Genomic DNA, 16,581 nt, shown 5'->3' with positions numbered 1-16,581 from the left:
CGGTCGATCTGTGCAGGTCGCGGTATCAGAGCGACGGCAGGACGACCAGGTGCCGCTCGGTCGCTCCGGCTCGCTCCCCCTCGACCCGTGTCTGCTCTGGCGCGACGACCGCCGCGCTGAGCCCCTGCACGCGAGGCTCCGGCAGCCCGACCAGCCGCACGTCGACGAGGAGGTCGCCGCGGTTCCCCGCGATCCGCCAGCGCAGCTCGGCCTCCGTCGCCGCGGCCACCACGCGATCGGGGAACGGGTCCTGCTCCGCGCGGAATCCGCCGATCTCCTGAACCTGTGCCGCCAGCCGGGCATCGCGGACGTCGGCCGGGATGTCATCGAGCACATGGTCGGCGAGGAACGGGTACGTGGCGGCGGGCCGTCCCGAGCGGATCGCGACGTCGAGAGCCTGCGCGGCGGCGACCGTCTCCTCCCACGGGTGCAGGACGGCGGAGGGGGCGTCCGTCCGTTCGAGCAGCAGCTGGAGCGCGGCGCCTGCGATCCGCCGGGCGCCGAACTCGTCGGAGTTCCCGAAGGCGACGACGCCGATGCCGCTGGCCACGTGCCAGCGCATGTGCGCCGAGAATCCGGGAAGCCCGCCGGAGTGCTGCACGATCCGCCCGAACCGCCGGTCGTCCTCGACGAAGAGGCCGTAGCCGTAGCCGGCCCCCGCAAGGTCGCGCCCGTCGAACATCGCCGACGGCACCGGGATCGGGGTGCGGGCCTGCTGCAGCTCCCGTCGCGACGCCGGAGCCAGCACGTCGGGCGCCAGCGGGTCGTCGGTGAAGGCCGAGCCGAGGAACCACATCCATCTCGCGATGTCGTCGACGGTGCTGAACATGCTGCCGATGCAGCCGAGCGCGCCGGACCCCACGAACGGCTCGGGGCGGAACGTGGTGCCGTCGTCGAACGTCCGGAACCCGCCGGCCAGCGTCTCCGGCGCGAAGCCGTCCGACACGTGTGCCGTCCGGCGCAGCCCGAGCGGCTCCAGCATGCTCTCCCGGATCACGTCCTCCACCGTCCGCCCGGTCACCGCTTCCACGACGCGGCCGAGCAGCGACTGTCCGAGGTTGGAGTACTGGTAGACGGTTCCCGGCACGGCCGCGAGAGGCACCCCACCCGCGAACAGGGCGGCGATCTCGGCCCGCGAGGCGCCGAGGTGCCGATCCACCCAGGCGTTGTCCTCCCCTAGACCCGAGCGGTTGGAGAGCAGCAGGTCGCCCGTGACATCGACGTCGGCACCGCGGTGCCGCAGTCGGACATCGGGCAGGTAGGTGCGGATCGTCTCATGGAGGTCGAGCAGACCGCGGTCGCGCAACGAGAGCACGGTGGCGGCGAGGAAGCTCTTGGACATCGACGCGATGCGGAAGACGGTGTCCCGCGTCGTCGGGGCCTCATCGGCGCGGGGATGGCCGTGGGTGAGCACTGCGCGGACGCGCCCCCGTTCGGCCACCGCGGCGATGGCGGCCGGGGCGGCACGACGTGCGCGCTCGTCCAGGCCGTGCTGGAGAGCTTCCGCGGCGGTATCCGTCGTGGCGAGGAGACCCGCATCCGCAGGCGTCACGCCGGGACCTCGGCGCGCACCTCGTCGGCGAAGGCCTCGATGAGCGCGCGGCTGGCCGCGGTGTTGTGGTCGTGCACGCGCTCGGCGGCGGCGATGAGCGCGGGAAGCGAGCGTCCCTCTCCCCGCAGCGCCGCGTCGTCCCACCGCGCGAGGTCGGCGGCGGAGGCCTCGGGGTGGAACTGCACGCCGCGCACCCGCGCTCCTAGACGGAAGGCCTGGTTCTCGACGGCCGCGCTCGACGCCAGCAGCACCGCCGCGGGTGGCAGCCGCGTGATCATGTCCTGATGGTTCTCGATCATCGGAGCCTCGTCACCCAGCGCCGCGAACACGGCGTCCGTGCGTCCGGCCGGGGTCGGACGGATGGGGGTCGCGCCGCGTTCGATGGGTCCGGTCTTCTCGGCGACCTCGCCGCCGGCCACGTGGGCGAGCAGCTGACCGCCCAGACAGATGCCGAGCGTGGGGAGGTCGCGGGCGATGGCCTCCGCGGCGAGCGCCCGCTCTGCCGCGAGCCACGGCGCGCGGTCATCGTCGTCCGGCATGAGCCCGCCGCCCAGCATCACGAGTCCTGCGTAGCCGTCCAGGGAGGTGGGCAGCGGCTGCTCGGCTCCCACGATCTCGTCGACGTCGATCGCCTTCTCCCGCAGCCAGGTGCCGAGGCGACGCGGGCCGGAGCTCGCCGAGTTCACGATCACGAGGACGCGCGGGGTCACAGCGCCCCCTCCCGCATCGTCGTGTCGACCGCCGGCGCGAGTGCGGCCGCGGCGGGCTCTCCTGCGCGGCCGTCCAGGAAGGCCTCGTGGTCGGGGTCGGAGGCCTCCAGCACGCGGAGGACGTTCTCGTGGGCCGCCGCCCGGAGGTCGTCCTCCGACCAGCCGCGACGCCGCAGCTCGGCGAACAGGGCCGGATACGCCGAGACGTCGCCGAGACCGTCCGGCATCGCATCGGAGCCGTCGTAGTCGGCACCGATCCCGACCGCATGCGCGCCGGCCACGCGACGCACATGATCGAGGTGATCGGCGACGTCGGCGACACCGACGCGCGGGGCCTCTCCCTCTCCCCCGGCCTCCCACCAGTCGCGGCGGGCCTGCGAGACGAACGTGGGCACGAACGGCACCATCACGACGCCGCCCTGCCCGCCGATCGCGGCGAGCACGTCGTCCGGCACGTTGCGGGGGTGGTCGCACAGGGCGAAGGCGCCGGAGTGGCTGACCATCACCGGGCGCGTCGTGACCTCGAGCGCGTGCCGCATCGTCGTCGGAGCGACGTGCGAGAGGTCGACGAGCACACCGATGCGGTTCATCTCGCGCACCACCTCGCGTCCGAAGTCCGTCAGACCGCCGTGGCGCGCCTCGTCGGTCGCGGAGTCCGCCCAGGCGATCGTCCGCGACCAGGTGAGGGTGAGATACCGAGCGCCGAGACGCGCGAACTGTCGCAGCACGGCCAGCGATCCGCCGAGCTGGTCGCCGCCCTCGATGCCGATGAGCGAGGCGATCCGCCCCTCGGCCATCGCCGCACGCACGTCGGCCGCCGTCCGAGCGATCGCGAAGCGCTGCGGGTGGGCGTCGACGAGCCGGTGCACGAAGTCGATCTGCTCGAGCGTGGCCACGACCTGCTCCGCCCCCTCCAGCACGGGATCGACCCAGACCGACCAGAACTGGCCGGCGACCCCGCCGGCGACCAGTCGCGGCAGGTCGGTCTGCGTGGCCGCCACCGACCCGGCGAGCTCCGCGGCCCGGTAGCCGAGCAGCGTCCTGCTCGCCCAGGCGAGATCGTTGTGGCCGTCGATCACCCGATCGATCGGCAGGTCCTCGTCGACCATCTCAGTCCTCTCGTCCATCCAGCACCGCGTTCATCCGCGCGGTGAGAGCGGGGTCCGCGCGGCGCGCGACGCCGTCCAGCTCCCGCACGGGCACGGCGCCGCGCGTGCTGGAGCAGAGCCACAGCGTCTCCGCCCGCTCCAGATCGTCCCGCACCATCGGACCGATGCGGGAGGGCATGTCGGCGAGTCCTGCGAAGACGTCGGCCTGGGTCGTCCCGGGGAGCACCCCGTGCTCGGGCGGTGGCGTGACCAGCGTCCCGTCGAGCAGCGCAATCAGCGTCGACCGCGGCCCTTCGAGCACGAAACCGTCGGCGCTGACGAAGATGACATCGTCCGCGCCCCGGCTCCGCGCCTCCCGCAGGGCCGCCTGGTTCACGGCGTACGCGAGGGATTTCGCCCCCTGCAGCAGCCAGGGCGCCGTCTCCATGACGTCGTGCCTGTATCCGCGGTCGAGGACCACCGCGGAGACGCCCCGCGCGCGGACGGCCTCCGGGTCCTCGCCCGCGAAGCCCAGCACCCACCCCGTCGGCCCGGCCGGGTCGATCTCGTCCCCGCGGGTCATCGCGATCTTGATCGAGGCGATCTCCCCCTCGCGGAGCACTCCGGGACGGGACACCTCGACGGCTGCGTGGCGCACCGCCCGTGCCCACCGCTCGCGGCGTGGCACGGGCAGCCCCAGGAGCTGCGCCGAACGCTCCAGTCGTGCGAGGTGCGCGTCCAGGGCCTGCGGCCTGGCCTGACGCACGACAGCGGTCTCGAACACGCCGTCGCCGCGGGTCACGCCGAGGTCGGTCGCCCGGATGATCGGCTCCCGCGGGTCGACCGGGTGGATCCCGCCCTCCGCGCCCTCGTCGGCGAGATCGAGCCGGTACAGCAGCAGTGCACGCATGGGATTCCGCTCTCGCAGGTTCGGGGGCCGGTCAGCCCGCGGTCAGGACGGCCTCGGGGGCCTCGGCCGCAGATGAGTCGAAGACCCGGGACGCGTCACGGGCGATGCGCTCGGCGAGCACCTCGTGTCCGATCCCCGGTCCGGTGGGGACCGTGACCCGGCCCGCGACGGCCGTCACCGGAGGGGTGATGATGTCGGACTCGTAGTACTTGTCCGAACCCGACACGTCCGACGGGAGCAGGAAGCCCGGAAGCGAGGACAGCGCGACGTTCGCGGCCCGCCCGACGCCGAACTCGTGCATTCCCCCGCACCACACCGGGATGCCCGCATCGCGTGCCATGTCGTGCGCGGCGCGGGCGACGGTCAGCCCGCCCATCCGCGACACCTTGATGTTGAGGACCCGCCCTGCACCCAGCCGGATCATGGTCCGCAGGTCGCCGAGGTCGACGACCGACTCATCCAGGCACACGTCCGTGTCGAGCCGCGCCTGCAGATCGGCGTGGGCCACGAGATCCCGCGGCGCGAAGGGCTGCTCGATCATGGTGAGCGCCTCACGGTCCAGGCGCCTGAACACCTCGGCCGCCCGGTCGTCATCCGCGTAGGCGCCGTTCGCATCCACGTGGAGGTCGAGGTCGGGGAAGGCACCGCGCACCGCGCGCACGGGCTCCACGTCCCACCCCGGAGCGATCTTGAGCTTGACGCGCGGGTAGCCGGCCGCGCGCTGCAGCTCGACCTGGGCGAGCAGCTCGTCGAGCGACGGCTCGATCCCCAGCGACACCCCGGCGACGACCTCGTCGCGCGTCCCGCCCAGGGCCGCGGCGAGCGCGATCCCGCGCATCCGGGAGGACAGGTCCCACACCGCTCCGGAGAACCCGGCCTTCGCGAACTCATGCCCGCGGACGCGTGCCCACGACGCCTCCAGAGCCGCCGGCTCGTCCCCGTCCGCACGGAGCAGCGCCGGCACGAGGTAGCGCGTCGCGATCTCCCACGCGGTGACCGTGGTCTCCGCGCCGTAGAACGGATCGCTCGGCGACGCGATCTCCCCCCAGCCGGTCTGCCCGTCGGCATCGGTGACCTCGACGAGCACGTGCTCGATGCCGGACTTGCGGTGCGAACTCGTCTCGAAGCTGTGACGCAGCGGCTGTCGAAGGGCGAACAGCCGGACGCGGACGACCCTCACGCGTCCTCCTCGGTGCGGGGGCGCGGAGTCTCGGGGCCGTAGAGACCCAGCCGTGCCACCAGCCGGTCCCGTTCGGCCAGCCGCCTCCGCGCGCCCTTCGCGCTCGCCGTGGTGAGCGCACTCAGCAGGTGGCACACCGCCGCGACCGGGGTCGGGGAGTCGGCATACGAGGCGGATCCGGTGCGCACCCGGATGAGCGAGGTCGCGATCGATGCGAGCGGGGCGTCCTCACTGTCCGTGATGACGACGAGCTGACCCCCGGCTTCATGGAAGAGCCGCCCGAGCCGCACGGTCTCCTCGCGGTAGCGCCGCAGGGAGAACGCGATGAGCACGTCGCTGGCCCGCACGTCCGTGAGCACGGTGAGCGGCTGCAGCGCGTGCCCGTCGACGAGGAACACGTTCGACAGCGTCGCCGAGAGATCCGCATTGAGCAGTTGCGCGTACGCCGCCGCCTTGCCCTCGCCTGCCACATACCGTCGTCGGGCACCGAGCAGCAGCGCGGCGGCCTGCGGGACCTGGGCCGATCGGCTGAGCTCCTCGAAGGTCTGGGCGAGCGTGCGCTGCTCGGTCTCGATGATCCGCGCCTGGATGCTCTCGGCGGAGAGGTTGGTACGGATGCGCTCGCCGTAGCGGTCCCGCGGAGAGACGAGGTCGCGATCCTCCTGGTCGTGGTCGTGGTCGTTCATGCCGTGCCCTCCCCGGGTGTCGCGCGGTAGACCGCCGTGTCGTCGTCGAGGCGCACGGCCCCGACGAGGACGTCCCCGCGGCGGAACGCCGCAGTCATCGTCCGCTCCAGATCCCGCCGCAGCACCGCACGATCCTCGGCGTCGAGCTCGCCGGGGCGGGTCGGGATCGCGATCCAGGTGCCGCCGTCCGCCGCCACGGCCCGCCCCCAGTCGTCCGGCCCGAGCTCAGGCGGGACCGGGAGGGTGCGGCGGATCGGGTGATCGGCGGCGTCCAGATCCCAGGAGACCACCAGGCGGTCGGTGTCGGGACGGGCGTAGTAGTCCCGTTCGTACGCGATGCCGACGGCGCCGAGCGAGCTCAGGTTGAAATGGGCGTTGCGCGAGAGCAGCGGATCGAACGTCCACCGCATCGTCCGCTGCCCCCAGCGCAGAGCCACCGCGCGCTGCGCGAACTTGAGTGCCTGGCCGACGCCCCGCCCCTGGTGCGCGGCGTCGACGGCCGCCGCCTGTGAATAGTGGAACGACGCACCGGCGGTGTCGCAGCCGGCGAAGCCGTAGGCGAATCCGATCAGCGTTCCGTCGTCGGCGAAGGCGCCGACCGCGGAACCACCGTTGCGGGCGAGGGCGGTGAGCAGGTTGGCGTTGAGCGCGTACTCGTTCTCCGTGTAGGCGAAGACGCGGGCGTACAGCGCGGCGGCCTCACGGAACTCGGCGTACTGGGTGAGTTCGCGGCAGCCGTGGGCGACACCGGCGGCCACCGAAGAAAGAGGCACGATACGTTTCCTAAGATCGAGAAGTCCTGCTGCTCTGAGCGATGCTATCGGCGGGTTGCGGGGTGATCAAGGGGCAAGATACGGTTCGTAACCGTGACGACTCCTTCGGCAGTGCGCGACGCGGACCATCCTTCCGACGACATCATCGCACTCGTGCGCGAACTCGTGCTGCTCGAGACGCCGAGCCGCGACGTCGAGGCGAGCGGCCGTATCGCCGACCTGCTGTCCGCGTGGTTCGCCGGCGTCGGCGGCACCGTCCAGCGGGTTCCGCACGAGCTCGGGACAGACCTCGTCATCGACGTCCCCGGCACCGGAGACCCGGTGCTCCTCATCGGCCACACCGACACCGTGTGGCCGGTCGGCACGCTGGCGGACGACCTGCCATGGAGCGAGGAGGGCGATGTCGTGCGCGGCCCCGGCTCCTACGACATGAAAGCCGGCATCGTCGTGATGCTGGAGACGCTGCGCCGCCTGCAGCCCCTGCCGCTCGCACAGCGGCGCGCGGTGCGGATCGTGCTGGTCGCGGACGAGGAGATCGGCTCGCCGGTCTCGGGCCCCCTGCTCGCGGAGCGGGCTCGAGGTGCGGCCTGCGCCATCGGGTTCGAGTCCCCGCATCCCGACGGCGCCCTCAAGGTCGGCCGCCGCGGCAGTGCCCGGGTGCGCATCGCCGTCACCGGACGCGCGGCCCACGCCGCGCTCGACCCGGAGCACGGCGTCTCGGCGATCGACGAACTCGTCGACCAGCTCCTGCGGGTCCGCGCGATCGTCGCCGACCCGGATCTGCCGAGCCCGGTGCTCTGCAACGTCGGGGTCATCGACGGCGGGGCGCGCACCAACGTGGTGCCGGCGCAGGCCGCGGCCGAGATAGGACTCCGCTTCCTCGACCCGGACTCCGAGGAGCGCGTCCTCGCCGCTCTCCGCGGTCTGACCCCCGTGCGCCCTGGCGCCCACGTCGAGGTCGCCGTGCTCAGCGCCCGATCCGCCTGGCGTGCCTCCGCGGCGGACGCCACCTTCCTCGCGCGGATCGCCGAGAAAGGGGCCGCGCTCGGCCAGCACGTCGACGGCCGCCCCGCGGCCGGCGCGGGCGACACCAACCTCCTCGGCGGCCGCGGGCTCCCGACGGTCGACGGCTTCGGCCCGCGGGGTGGCGGCGCGCACGCGGTGGACGAGCACTTCCTGCGTTCCTCCCTGCACGAACGCATCGCGCTCCTGCGCGCCGTGCTCACCATCCCGACGGAGTGACGATACGATTCCGGTTCCCGCGCCCGAGCGAAACCGACCCGGGATACGTTCCGGATGTCTGGGACGTGTGACCACCGTCCGCCTCGGCGATCTCTCCCGGCGCATCCTGGCATCCGCGTGTTTCCGCCGTGTTACACCCCCTCGACGGCCGGCGATCTTTCCGGGTGTCGGCACTTTTCTTCCGCGATACGCATCGAATGTCTTGACCGCGCGGCCGTCTTCCGCTTGCATGGTCAGCACCGACCCGGCTTCACTGTGGATCCGGGCGGCGCCCGAAGGGACCTTCCATGCGTCTTGCCCCCCGCTCCAGAACCGTGCGAAGTCTGACCGCCGCCGCGATCGCCTCCGCGCTCCTCATCGCCGCTCCGGCCGGCGCCGCCCAGGCGCAGTCCGTCAGCGCCGCCACCGAGTCCCCGGCGTCCGAGACGACGCTCCGGATCGCTACCTCCGGATTCGTGGACACGTTCAACCCGTTCATCTCGATCTACCTGACGCCGACGAACATCATCCGGTACGTCTACGAGTCGCTCGTGCAGAACGACGCCGAGGACGGCTCCCCCACGAAGGGCCTCGCGGACTCCTGGGAGGCGACGGACGGCGGCCAGACCTGGACCTTCACCCTCCAGGACGACCTCGTCTGGTCGGACGGTGAGCCCATCACCTCCGCCGACGTGAAGTACACGTACGACCAGATGATGACGGTCCCCGCCCTCGGCACCGCCAACGGCAACCTCGTCTCGAACTTCGACACCGTCGAGACCCCCGACGACAAGACCGTCGTGATCACCCTGAAGACGCCGCAGGCCCCGAACCCCGGCTCGGAGATCCCGATCGTCCCGAAGCACATCTGGGAGGCGGTCGACGACCCCACCACCTTCACCAACGACGCCGACGTCGTCGGCTCCGGTCCGTTCGTCCTCGACAGCTACTCGGCCAACCAGTCCATCGTGCTGAAGGCGAATGAGAACTTCTGGCGCGGCGCCCCCAAGATCGACGCGATCCAGTACGTGTACTACACGAACTCCGACGCCCAGGTGCAGGCGCTCAAGGCGGGCGACGTCGACCTCGTCACCGGCCTCACCCCGACCCAGTTCTCGGCACTCGACGGCGTCGACGGCGTCACCACGCACTCCGGCGAGGGCCGCCGCTACCACTCGATCAGCATCAACGTCGGTCAGCAGACGCGCGACAACGTGCCCTACGGCACCGGCAACGCCGCGCTGAAGGAGCTCGAGGTCCGCCAGGCCATCCGCCTCGGCACCGACACGGCCACCCTGCTCGACAAGGTGCTGGACGGCGAGGGCACGCTCGCCACGAGCTTCATCCCGGCGTCCTTCCCGAAGTGGCACCTCTCCGACGACGACGACGTGATCGTCGGCTTCGACCCCGAGGCCGCACAGGCGAAGCTCGACGAGGCCGGCTGGGTTCCCGGCGCGGACGGCATCCGCGAGAAGGACGGCCAGCGCCTGAGCCTGCGCCTGCTGACGGATGCGGACGATGCCAACGAGCAGTCCATCTCCGACTTCTTCGTCCCGTGGATGAAGGACATCGGGATCGAGATCACGGTCGAGTCCACCGACTCCGACACGATCAGCGCGAAGGCCACGTCCGGCGACTACGACCTGTACTTCAGCGGCTGGTCGGTCAATCCCGACCCCGACTACCAGCTGGGCATCAACACCTGCATGAACCTGCCGACCGCGACCGACGGCACCGGCGGCACCACGCAGGACGGGTACTGCAACCCGGAGTTCGACGAGATGTACGCCGCGCAGCGGTCCGAGATCGACCCGGAGAAGCGCCAGGAGATCGTGCACGACATGCTCGCGCTGAACTACACCGACACCGCGCAGGTCGCGACCTGGTACGCCAACTCGCTGGAGGCCTACCGCTCCGACCGCTTCACAGGCTTCACCCTGCAGCCGAAGGACGGCGGCATCATCGCCAACCAGGCCGGCTACTGGGGCTACCTGACCGTCGAGCCCGTCGAGGGGGCGACCGCCGGCGGCACCGGCACGAACACCGGACTCATCATCGGAGGCGTCGTGGTGGGGGTGGTCCTGATCGGAGGACTCATCTTCTTCCTGATCCGTCGCCGCAACATCGCCGACGTCGAATGAGTCCGGCGAGACGCCGCGGGTGGCGGGCTTCCGCCCCCGCGGCGTCTCCCGGTCCGCTGTAAGGAGACCCCCATGTCCAACGCGGTTCCCCCGTCCACCTCCGCCATCGCGACGAGCGCCGCGGCCGAGGAGCAGCCGAAGGGCGTCGGCGCCCTCCGCTACTTCCTGGTCAAGCTCGGCGGCGCGGCCATCAGCCTGGCGATGGTGATCCTCCTCGGATTCTTCGCCTTCAAGATCCTGCCAGGCGATCCGGTCGCCTCGATCGCCCGTGAGCGCGGCATGAGCGCCGAGCAGGCCGACCAGCTACGCGAGCAGCTCGGCCTGAACAAGCCCCTGTGGCAGCAGTTCGTCGACTACCTCGGCAACGTGTTCACCCTGAACTTCGGCACGAGCTACGTCTACCGCACCTCCGTGTCCGAGCTCATCGGCCAGTACTTCTGGAACACGATCCTCCTCACCGGCACGGCGGCGATCATCGCGATCGCGCTCGGTCTCTGGCTCGGGCAGAAGGCGGCCTGGAAGCACGGCTCCACCTTCGACCGCATCGTCTCCGGCACCTCGCTCGTGTTCTGGTCGGTACCGACCTTCTGGCTGGCGCTGCTGCTCCTGATGATCTTCGGCGGCACGCTGCACTGGTTCCCGACCGGAGGCATGGTCTCCCCCAACCCGCCCACCGATCCGGTCGGCGCGGTCCTGGACGTGATCTCGCACATGGTGCTCCCGGTCATCACGATGGTCGCGGTCGTCTACGCGCAGTACCTGATGGTGATGCGCAGCTCGCTCCTCGAGGAGATGGGCGCCGACTACCTCACGACCGCGCGGGCCAAGGGCCTCAGGGAAGACCTCGTCCGCCGTCGGCACGCCGTCCCCAACGCCCTGTTGCCGACCGTGACGCTCGTCTTCATGCACATCGGCGGCCTCATCGCCGGGGCGGTCACGGTGGAGACGGTGTTCTCCTGGCCCGGGCTCGGGAAGCTGACCTTCGAGGCCATCTCCGGACCCGACCTCCCGCTCCTGCAGGGTACCTTCGTGGTGTTCTCCACGATCATCATCGCGATGAACCTCATCGCGGACCTCATCTACCGTCAGCTCGACCCGAGGGTGAGGCGCGCATGACCACGGCATCCCCGACCATCCGTTCACCCCGTGCTCTGGCGTGGCACCGCCGCGGCACCGCGTTCGTCGACTTCTGCCGGCAGTTCGCCCAGCACCGGGCGGGCATGGTGGGCCTCGTCTTCCTCGTGATCGTCGCGCTCATCGCGATCTTCGCCCCCGTGATCGCCCCCGCCAGCATGCTCGACGTCACGAAACTCGTCGACGTGCAGCGCTTCGCGCCGCCGTCCTGGGAGCATCCCCTCGGCACCGACCATCAGGGTCGCGAGATCTGGGTCCGCATGGTGTGGGGCGCCAGGGTGTCCCTGCTCGTCGGCCTCGCCGCCACGGCAATGTCGATGATCATCGGCACCCTCGTCGGCCTCTCGGCGGGCCACTTCACCGGCTTCTTCGGCGGGCTGATGATGCGCATCATCGACTTCTTCCTCGTGCTGCCGTCGCTGATCCTCGCGATCGTGCTGTCGTCGGTGCTGAGCCGCGGCGTCTGGACCATCATCATCGCGATCGGCCTGACCTCGTGGGCCGGTACCGCCCGCGTCGTCCGCGCGCAGACCCTGTCCGTGGAGTCGCGCGACTACATCGAACGCTCGCGGGCCCTCGGCGCCGGGCACTGGCACATCATCATGAAGCACCTCCTCCCCGGGGTGCTGCCGCTCGTGCTCGCCAACACGACGCTCACGGTCGGCTCGGCGATCATCTCCGAATCCACCCTGGCGTTCCTCGGCCTCGGCGACACCACGCTGCAGTCCTGGGGCTCGATCCTGAAGAACGCGATGGACGTCTCCGCGGCGACCAGCGGCTACTGGTGGTACGTGCTCGTGCCCGGCATCGCCATCGTCCTCGTCGTGCTGTCGTTCACCCTGATGGGCCGTGCCGTCGAGAACATCACCAACCCGACGCTGAGGAGCCGCTGAGATGCCCGACCTGATCTTCGACGACGTCTCCATCACGTACCGCACCTCCGGGCGGTCCGGTCGGGACGAGGTGGCGGCCGTGCGCAACGTCTCGCTCACCCTCCCGGCAGGGCAGACCCTCGGCATCGCCGGCGAGTCCGGTTCCGGGAAGTCCACGCTCGCCATGAGCGTGCTCCGGCTCCTGCCGCGCAACGCCCGTCTCAGCGGCCGTGTGCTGCTGGGCGACGAGGATGTCGCCTCGTTGTCCTTCGGGCAGCTGCGCGCCGTGCGCTGGGCGCAGACGTCCATCGTGTTCCAGGGCGCGATGCACTCGCTCAACCCGGTGCGCACCGTCGGCTGGCAGCTCCTGGAGGCGCTCGAGCTGCACGCCTCGGAGCGTTGGAAGGGCGAGAAGGCACGCAGAGAACGCGTGCGCGAACTGCTCGACATCGTCGACCTGCCGCAGCAGAAGAGCGAGTCGTACCCGCATGAGCTCTCCGGCGGCCAGAAGCAGCGCGTGATGATCGCTATGGCCCTCGCCTGCGATCCCGAGGTCATCATCGCGGACGAGCCGACCACCGCGCTCGACGTGATCGTGCAGAAGCAGATCCTCGACATGATCTCCCGGCTCGTGGCCGAGCGCGGCATCTCGATGCTCATGATCAGCCACGACCTGTCGGTGCTCGCCACGGCGTGCGACCGGATCGCCATCATGCGCGACGGGGAGCTGGTCGAGGTCGGCGAGAGCTACGCCGTCTGCACCACCCCGCAGGAGGCGTACACGCGTCAGCTCGCCGACGCCTTCCCCACGATCGGCGACCCGGCCTCGCGGATGGCCCCGGTGACCCGGCACGGTCGTGGCGCGGACGAGGTGCCGGAGATCACGCACGGCGACGAGGTGCTGCTCGAGGCCCGCGGCGTCAACGTCACCTACCGCTCCGGCGGGCGCCCCGTGCATGCGGTCCGCGACGTCGACCTCTCCGTGCGCACAGGCGAGATCGTGGCGCTCGTCGGCCAGTCCGGCTCGGGCAAGTCGACCCTCGCCCGCGCGCTGATGGGCTTGCAGCCTGCCGACCCCGGGTCGCAGATCCGCTTCGACGGCGCACCCCTTCCGTCGAAAGGACGCGACCTCGCGCGGTTCCGCTCGCAGGTGCAGCTCGTGCTGCAGGACCCGTGGGCCGCGCTGAACCCGAAGCACAGCGTGTACGAGTCCGTCGCCGAGGGGCTGCGTGTGCAGCGCTTCGCCGGCGACGAGCGCGAGCGGGTGGCGCAGAGCCTCGCCGACGCGGAACTCACCCCGCCGGAGCGCTACTTCGGCGCCATCCCGCAGGAGCTCAGCGGCGGGCAGAGGCAGCGCGTCGTCATCGCGGGGGCCCTCGCCGTGCAGCCGCAGATGCTCATCGCGGACGAGCCCGTCGCCTCGCTCGACGCGTCCGTGCGCGGGGAGATCCTCGGACTCCTGCTGGAGCTGCGCCGCCGCCTCGGGCTCTCCGCCCTCGTCATCACGCACGACCTCGGTCTCGCCTGGAACATCGCCCACACCGTCGCGGTGATGTACCACGGGCAGATCGTCGAGCACGGCCCCACCGAAGAGGTGCTGCTGAACCCGCAGCACGAGTACACCAGGCACCTGCTGTCCGCGGCGCCGCGCATCGAGGAGAAGACGGCATGAGCGTCACGACGGAGGCGGCGGTGTCGCCCTATCTCGACACAGCGCCCCTGCAGCCCGGCGACACCGTGGCGATCGTCTCGCCCTCCGGTCCCGGTAACGAGGAGAACACCCAGCGCGCCGTCGGCTACTACGAGTCCTGGGGCCTGAAGGTCCGGGTGGGAGAGCATGTCCTCACGCCGCACCCGCGCGCGTCGTACCTTGCGGGGCCGGACGAGCTCCGCCGCGCCGACCTCGTCGACGCCTGGCTCGATCCCGAGGTGGACGCCGTCGTCACGGCCCGAGGCGGCTACGGGGCCCTGCGCCTCCTCGACGGCATCGACTGGGCCGACATGCGCCGAGGCGCGCTGCGCAAGGACGGACGACCGAAGCTCCTCACGGGCTCGTCCGATGTGACCGCCCTGCACGAGACGTGGCGCGCGCATCTCGACGTCGCGACGCTCTTCTGCCCGATGGCGGGCAACAACGTCTTCCGCGATTCCGAGCAGGTGCGCGACGACGTGCAGCGCTGGCTCTTCGAACCATGGCGCGGACGCGAGCTCATCGGCCCGAAGACCGAGATCATGACGCCGGGGCGCGCCGAGGGACGCTTCACGGGCGGCAACCTCAGTCTGCTCGCCGCCGGACTCGGCGCCCCGGAGGCGGACGTCCCCGCCCCCGGCATCCTTTTCCTGGAGGACATCACCGAGGAGCCGTACCGCCTCGACAGCTTCGTCACGCAGCTCCGGCGCGCGGGCCGTCTCGCCCAGGCGACGGGCGTCGTGCTCGGCTCCTGGCATGAGTGCGGCGACCTCGACCTCGTCCACGCGCTCATGCGGGACGAGTTCCAGGACGCCGGCGTCCCCGTGCTGTGGGAGCAGGGCTTCGGCCACGACCCGCACGCCCTCACCATCCCGCTCGGTGTGGACGGGGTGCTGGACGCGACCGGCGACGAGCCCCGCCTCACGGTGGGACGGCCATGATCGCGCTTCCTCCCATCGACCCCCGTGTCACCTGGTCGATCCGGCTCGTCGACGCCGGCACCGCGGAGACCCTGGCCGAGCACGAGCCGCACACGCAGTGCGAGACCGCGAGCATCGGCAAGATCTTCCTGCTCCTCGAGGTCGCTCGACGGCTGGAGGCGGGCACGCTCGCCGAGGACGACCGGATCGAGATCCCGGACGAGCACCGCGTCGAGGACTCCGGACTGCTGTACCGCATGCACGATCAGCGCATCACGGTGCACGACGCGGCGCTCCTCGTCGGTGCGGTGAGCGACAACCTCGCCACGAACGCGCTGATCCATCTCTGCGGCCTGGAGGAGGTGCGGGCCGTCGCCCCGGCCCTCGGGTACCGCGACACCGCGCTGCACGATTACATCCGCAACGAGCGCACCCCCGACCTGCCCTGGACGCCGTCGTTCGGCACCGCGGCCGAGCTGTCCGACGTGATGCGCCGTCTCGGTGCCGGCGAGGCGTTCTCGCCCGCGGTAAGCGCCCGGGTGCTGGACTGGCTCGCCGCCGACACCGACACGTCGATGACCGCCGACGCCTTCCTCCTCGACCCCCTCGCCCACGTCGAGGCCGAGTATCAGGGCATGGTGCTGCGCCACAAGACCGGCAGCGTGGGCTTCGCCCGCGTCGACGTCGGGCTGCTGCGGGGCCCGAGGGCCGCCGTCGCGTATGCAGTGGCGGCGAACTGGAAGGACTCCGCGGCCGATCTCCGCGCGCCCGTGCTCGACGGCATGCGCGCCGTCGGCGAGCTCATCCGTGCGCACGTGACCGGGCGTGCACGGGACGAGGAGGACGCATGAGCACGATCGACGTGGAGCTCCCCGACGAGAACGGCACGGTGTGGTCGGTGCTCGTCCAGGACGTCGACTCGGGCGAGGTGCTGCTGCGCCATGACCCGGAGACGGTGCAGGACACCGCGAGCGTCGGCAAGATCTTCCTCCTGCACCGGCTCCTCACCGAGGTCGACGCGGGCACGCGCACCCTCGAGGACCGGGTCACCCGGCGGCCGGTCGAGGCCATCGAGGACTCCGGTCTCTGGTACCTGCTCCAGGCATCCGAGCTGTCGCTGTACGACGTGGCCGCTCTCATCGGAGCGGTGAGCGACAACGCCGCGACCAACACGCTGGGTCGCGTCATCGGCATCCCGACCGTGCAGGAGCACACCCGCGCGCTCGGCTACACCGCCTCCGCCCTCGACGACATCGTGCGGTGGCCGATCCCGCCCGGCGCACCCCGCACGCTGTCGCACGCGAACGCCGCGGAACTCGTGCGCTTCATGTCGCGGCTCGCCGACGGCACCGACCTCTCCCCCGCCTCGGCCGACACGCTGCGCCGCTGGCTGGGCGCGGGCATGGACCTGTCGATGGTCGCCTCGGCGTTCGACCTCGACCCGCTCGCGCACTGGGGCTTCGACCGCGGCGTCTGGCTGCTGAACAAGACCGGCACGATCTCCCGCGTCCGCGCCGACACCGGGATCGCGATGTCCCCCAGCCGCCGGATCGCCTACGCCGTGCTGGCCAACTGGGACAGAGGAGCCGACGGACGCGGTCCGGTGCTGGCCGCGATGCGTCGCATCGGCGAGGGCATCCAGGCCGCGCTCGCCGACTGACCACGGTTCACAACTCAGGACATCCGGTGTCAGTCGGTACGACG

15 protein-coding genes are annotated in these 16,581 nt (G+C 71.2%); 8 read left to right on the top strand and 7 right to left on the bottom strand.

Features of this window, described 5'->3' with window-relative positions:
- Nucleotides 1-25: 25 nt before the first annotated feature.
- Genes AB1285_RS05530 through AB1285_RS05500 form a run of 7 tightly spaced genes read right to left on the bottom strand, consistent with a single transcriptional unit; the run spans nt 26 to nt 6,899 of the window.
- On the bottom strand, nt 26-1,552 hold the full coding sequence (locus tag AB1285_RS05530; RefSeq protein WP_370428808.1) for a serine hydrolase domain-containing protein: 1,527 nt from the start codon (nt 1,550-1,552) through the stop codon (nt 26-28).
- Nucleotides 1,549-2,262 (bottom strand): type 1 glutamine amidotransferase, encoded by a 714-nt coding sequence (locus tag AB1285_RS05525; protein WP_370428809.1) that lies wholly within the window; start codon nt 2,260-2,262, stop codon nt 1,549-1,551. The genes AB1285_RS05530 and AB1285_RS05525 overlap by 4 nt, the downstream gene beginning before the upstream one ends.
- Nucleotides 2,259-3,389 carry a dipeptidase gene (locus AB1285_RS05520; RefSeq protein WP_370428810.1) on the bottom strand — a complete coding sequence of 377 codons (1,131 nt, stop codon included), beginning with the start codon at nt 3,387-3,389 and terminating at the stop codon, nt 2,259-2,261. The genes AB1285_RS05525 and AB1285_RS05520 overlap by 4 nt, the downstream gene beginning before the upstream one ends.
- On the bottom strand, nt 3,373-4,260 hold the full coding sequence (locus AB1285_RS05515; RefSeq protein ID WP_366236827.1) for an aminotransferase class IV: 888 nt from the start codon (nt 4,258-4,260) through the stop codon (nt 3,373-3,375). The genes AB1285_RS05520 and AB1285_RS05515 overlap by 17 nt, the downstream gene beginning before the upstream one ends.
- Nucleotides 4,261-4,291: 31 nt before the next feature.
- A complete protein-coding gene (gene menC / locus AB1285_RS05510; RefSeq protein ID WP_259954572.1) occupies nt 4,292-5,440 on the bottom strand; it encodes an o-succinylbenzoate synthase in 1,149 nt (382 codons plus the stop codon).
- Nucleotides 5,437-6,126: a MurR/RpiR family transcriptional regulator gene (locus AB1285_RS05505; protein WP_259954571.1), complete on the bottom strand. Its 690-nt coding sequence runs from the start codon at nt 6,124-6,126 to the stop codon at nt 5,437-5,439. Before AB1285_RS05505 ends, menC begins: the two co-directional genes overlap by 4 nt.
- The gene (locus tag AB1285_RS05500; protein ID WP_370428811.1) at nt 6,123-6,899 is read right to left on the bottom strand and encodes a hypothetical protein; all 777 of its coding nucleotides are present in this window, start codon (nt 6,897-6,899) and stop codon (nt 6,123-6,125) included. The genes AB1285_RS05505 and AB1285_RS05500 overlap by 4 nt, the downstream gene beginning before the upstream one ends.
- 93 nt (nt 6,900-6,992) lie before the next feature.
- On the opposite strand from AB1285_RS05500, the gene AB1285_RS05495 reads away from it, so the two are divergent.
- From AB1285_RS05495 to AB1285_RS05460, 8 genes are all read left to right on the top strand, one after another.
- Complete coding sequence (locus AB1285_RS05495) at nt 6,993-8,141, top strand: M20/M25/M40 family metallo-hydrolase (RefSeq protein WP_370428812.1); 1,149 nt, start codon at nt 6,993-6,995, stop codon at nt 8,139-8,141.
- A 314-nt stretch (nt 8,142-8,455) separates the two neighbouring features.
- Nucleotides 8,456-10,261, top strand: coding sequence for an ABC transporter substrate-binding protein (locus tag AB1285_RS05490; protein WP_259954566.1), 1,806 nt, complete (start codon nt 8,456-8,458; stop codon nt 10,259-10,261).
- A 72-nt stretch (nt 10,262-10,333) separates the two neighbouring features.
- Nucleotides 10,334-11,377: an ABC transporter permease gene (locus AB1285_RS05485; protein WP_101845193.1), complete on the top strand. Its 1,044-nt coding sequence runs from the start codon at nt 10,334-10,336 to the stop codon at nt 11,375-11,377.
- The gene (locus tag AB1285_RS05480; protein ID WP_082758500.1) at nt 11,374-12,288 is read left to right on the top strand and encodes an ABC transporter permease; all 915 of its coding nucleotides are present in this window, start codon (nt 11,374-11,376) and stop codon (nt 12,286-12,288) included. The genes AB1285_RS05485 and AB1285_RS05480 overlap by 4 nt, the downstream gene beginning before the upstream one ends.
- 1 nt (nt 12,289) lies before the next feature.
- Nucleotides 12,290-13,939 (top strand): ATP-binding cassette domain-containing protein, encoded by a 1,650-nt coding sequence (locus AB1285_RS05475; RefSeq protein ID WP_370428813.1) that lies wholly within the window; start codon nt 12,290-12,292, stop codon nt 13,937-13,939.
- Nucleotides 13,936-14,898 (top strand): S66 peptidase family protein, encoded by a 963-nt coding sequence (locus AB1285_RS05470; RefSeq protein WP_370428814.1) that lies wholly within the window; start codon nt 13,936-13,938, stop codon nt 14,896-14,898. Before AB1285_RS05475 ends, AB1285_RS05470 begins: the two co-directional genes overlap by 4 nt.
- Nucleotides 14,895-15,728, top strand: coding sequence for a serine hydrolase (locus tag AB1285_RS05465; RefSeq protein ID WP_370428815.1), 834 nt, complete (start codon nt 14,895-14,897; stop codon nt 15,726-15,728). Before AB1285_RS05470 ends, AB1285_RS05465 begins: the two co-directional genes overlap by 4 nt.
- Nucleotides 15,725-16,537, top strand: a complete 813-nt coding sequence (locus AB1285_RS05460) for a serine hydrolase (RefSeq protein WP_280564040.1) — start codon at nt 15,725-15,727, stop codon at nt 16,535-16,537. The genes AB1285_RS05465 and AB1285_RS05460 overlap by 4 nt, the downstream gene beginning before the upstream one ends.
- Nucleotides 16,538-16,581: the final 44 nt, after the last annotated feature.

Source organism: Microbacterium sp. NRRL B-14842 (assembly GCF_050470785.1).
The sequence above is the reverse complement of the archived record's forward strand: the minus strand, read 5'-3'. Positions and strand labels throughout refer to the sequence as shown.

What these genes read in the sequence shown, in the direction of transcription:
- AB1285_RS05520 (WP_370428810.1), bottom strand. Translation starts at nt 3,389, where the DNA reads ATGGACGAGAGGACTGAGATGGTCGACGAGGACCTGCCGATCGATCGG.
- AB1285_RS05515 (WP_366236827.1), bottom strand. Translation starts at nt 4,260, where the DNA reads ATGCGTGCACTGCTGCTGTACCGGCTCGATCTCGCCGACGAGGGCGCG.
- AB1285_RS05505 (WP_259954571.1), bottom strand. Translation starts at nt 6,126, where the DNA reads ATGAACGACCACGACCACGACCAGGAGGATCGCGACCTCGTCTCTCCG.
- AB1285_RS05485 (WP_101845193.1), top strand. Translation starts at nt 10,334, where the DNA reads ATGTCCAACGCGGTTCCCCCGTCCACCTCCGCCATCGCGACGAGCGCC.
- AB1285_RS05480 (WP_082758500.1), top strand. Translation starts at nt 11,374, where the DNA reads ATGACCACGGCATCCCCGACCATCCGTTCACCCCGTGCTCTGGCGTGG.
- AB1285_RS05475 (WP_370428813.1), top strand. Translation starts at nt 12,290, where the DNA reads ATGCCCGACCTGATCTTCGACGACGTCTCCATCACGTACCGCACCTCC.
- AB1285_RS05470 (WP_370428814.1), top strand. Translation starts at nt 13,936, where the DNA reads ATGAGCGTCACGACGGAGGCGGCGGTGTCGCCCTATCTCGACACAGCG.
- AB1285_RS05465 (WP_370428815.1), top strand. Translation starts at nt 14,895, where the DNA reads ATGATCGCGCTTCCTCCCATCGACCCCCGTGTCACCTGGTCGATCCGG.
- AB1285_RS05460 (WP_280564040.1), top strand. Translation starts at nt 15,725, where the DNA reads ATGAGCACGATCGACGTGGAGCTCCCCGACGAGAACGGCACGGTGTGG.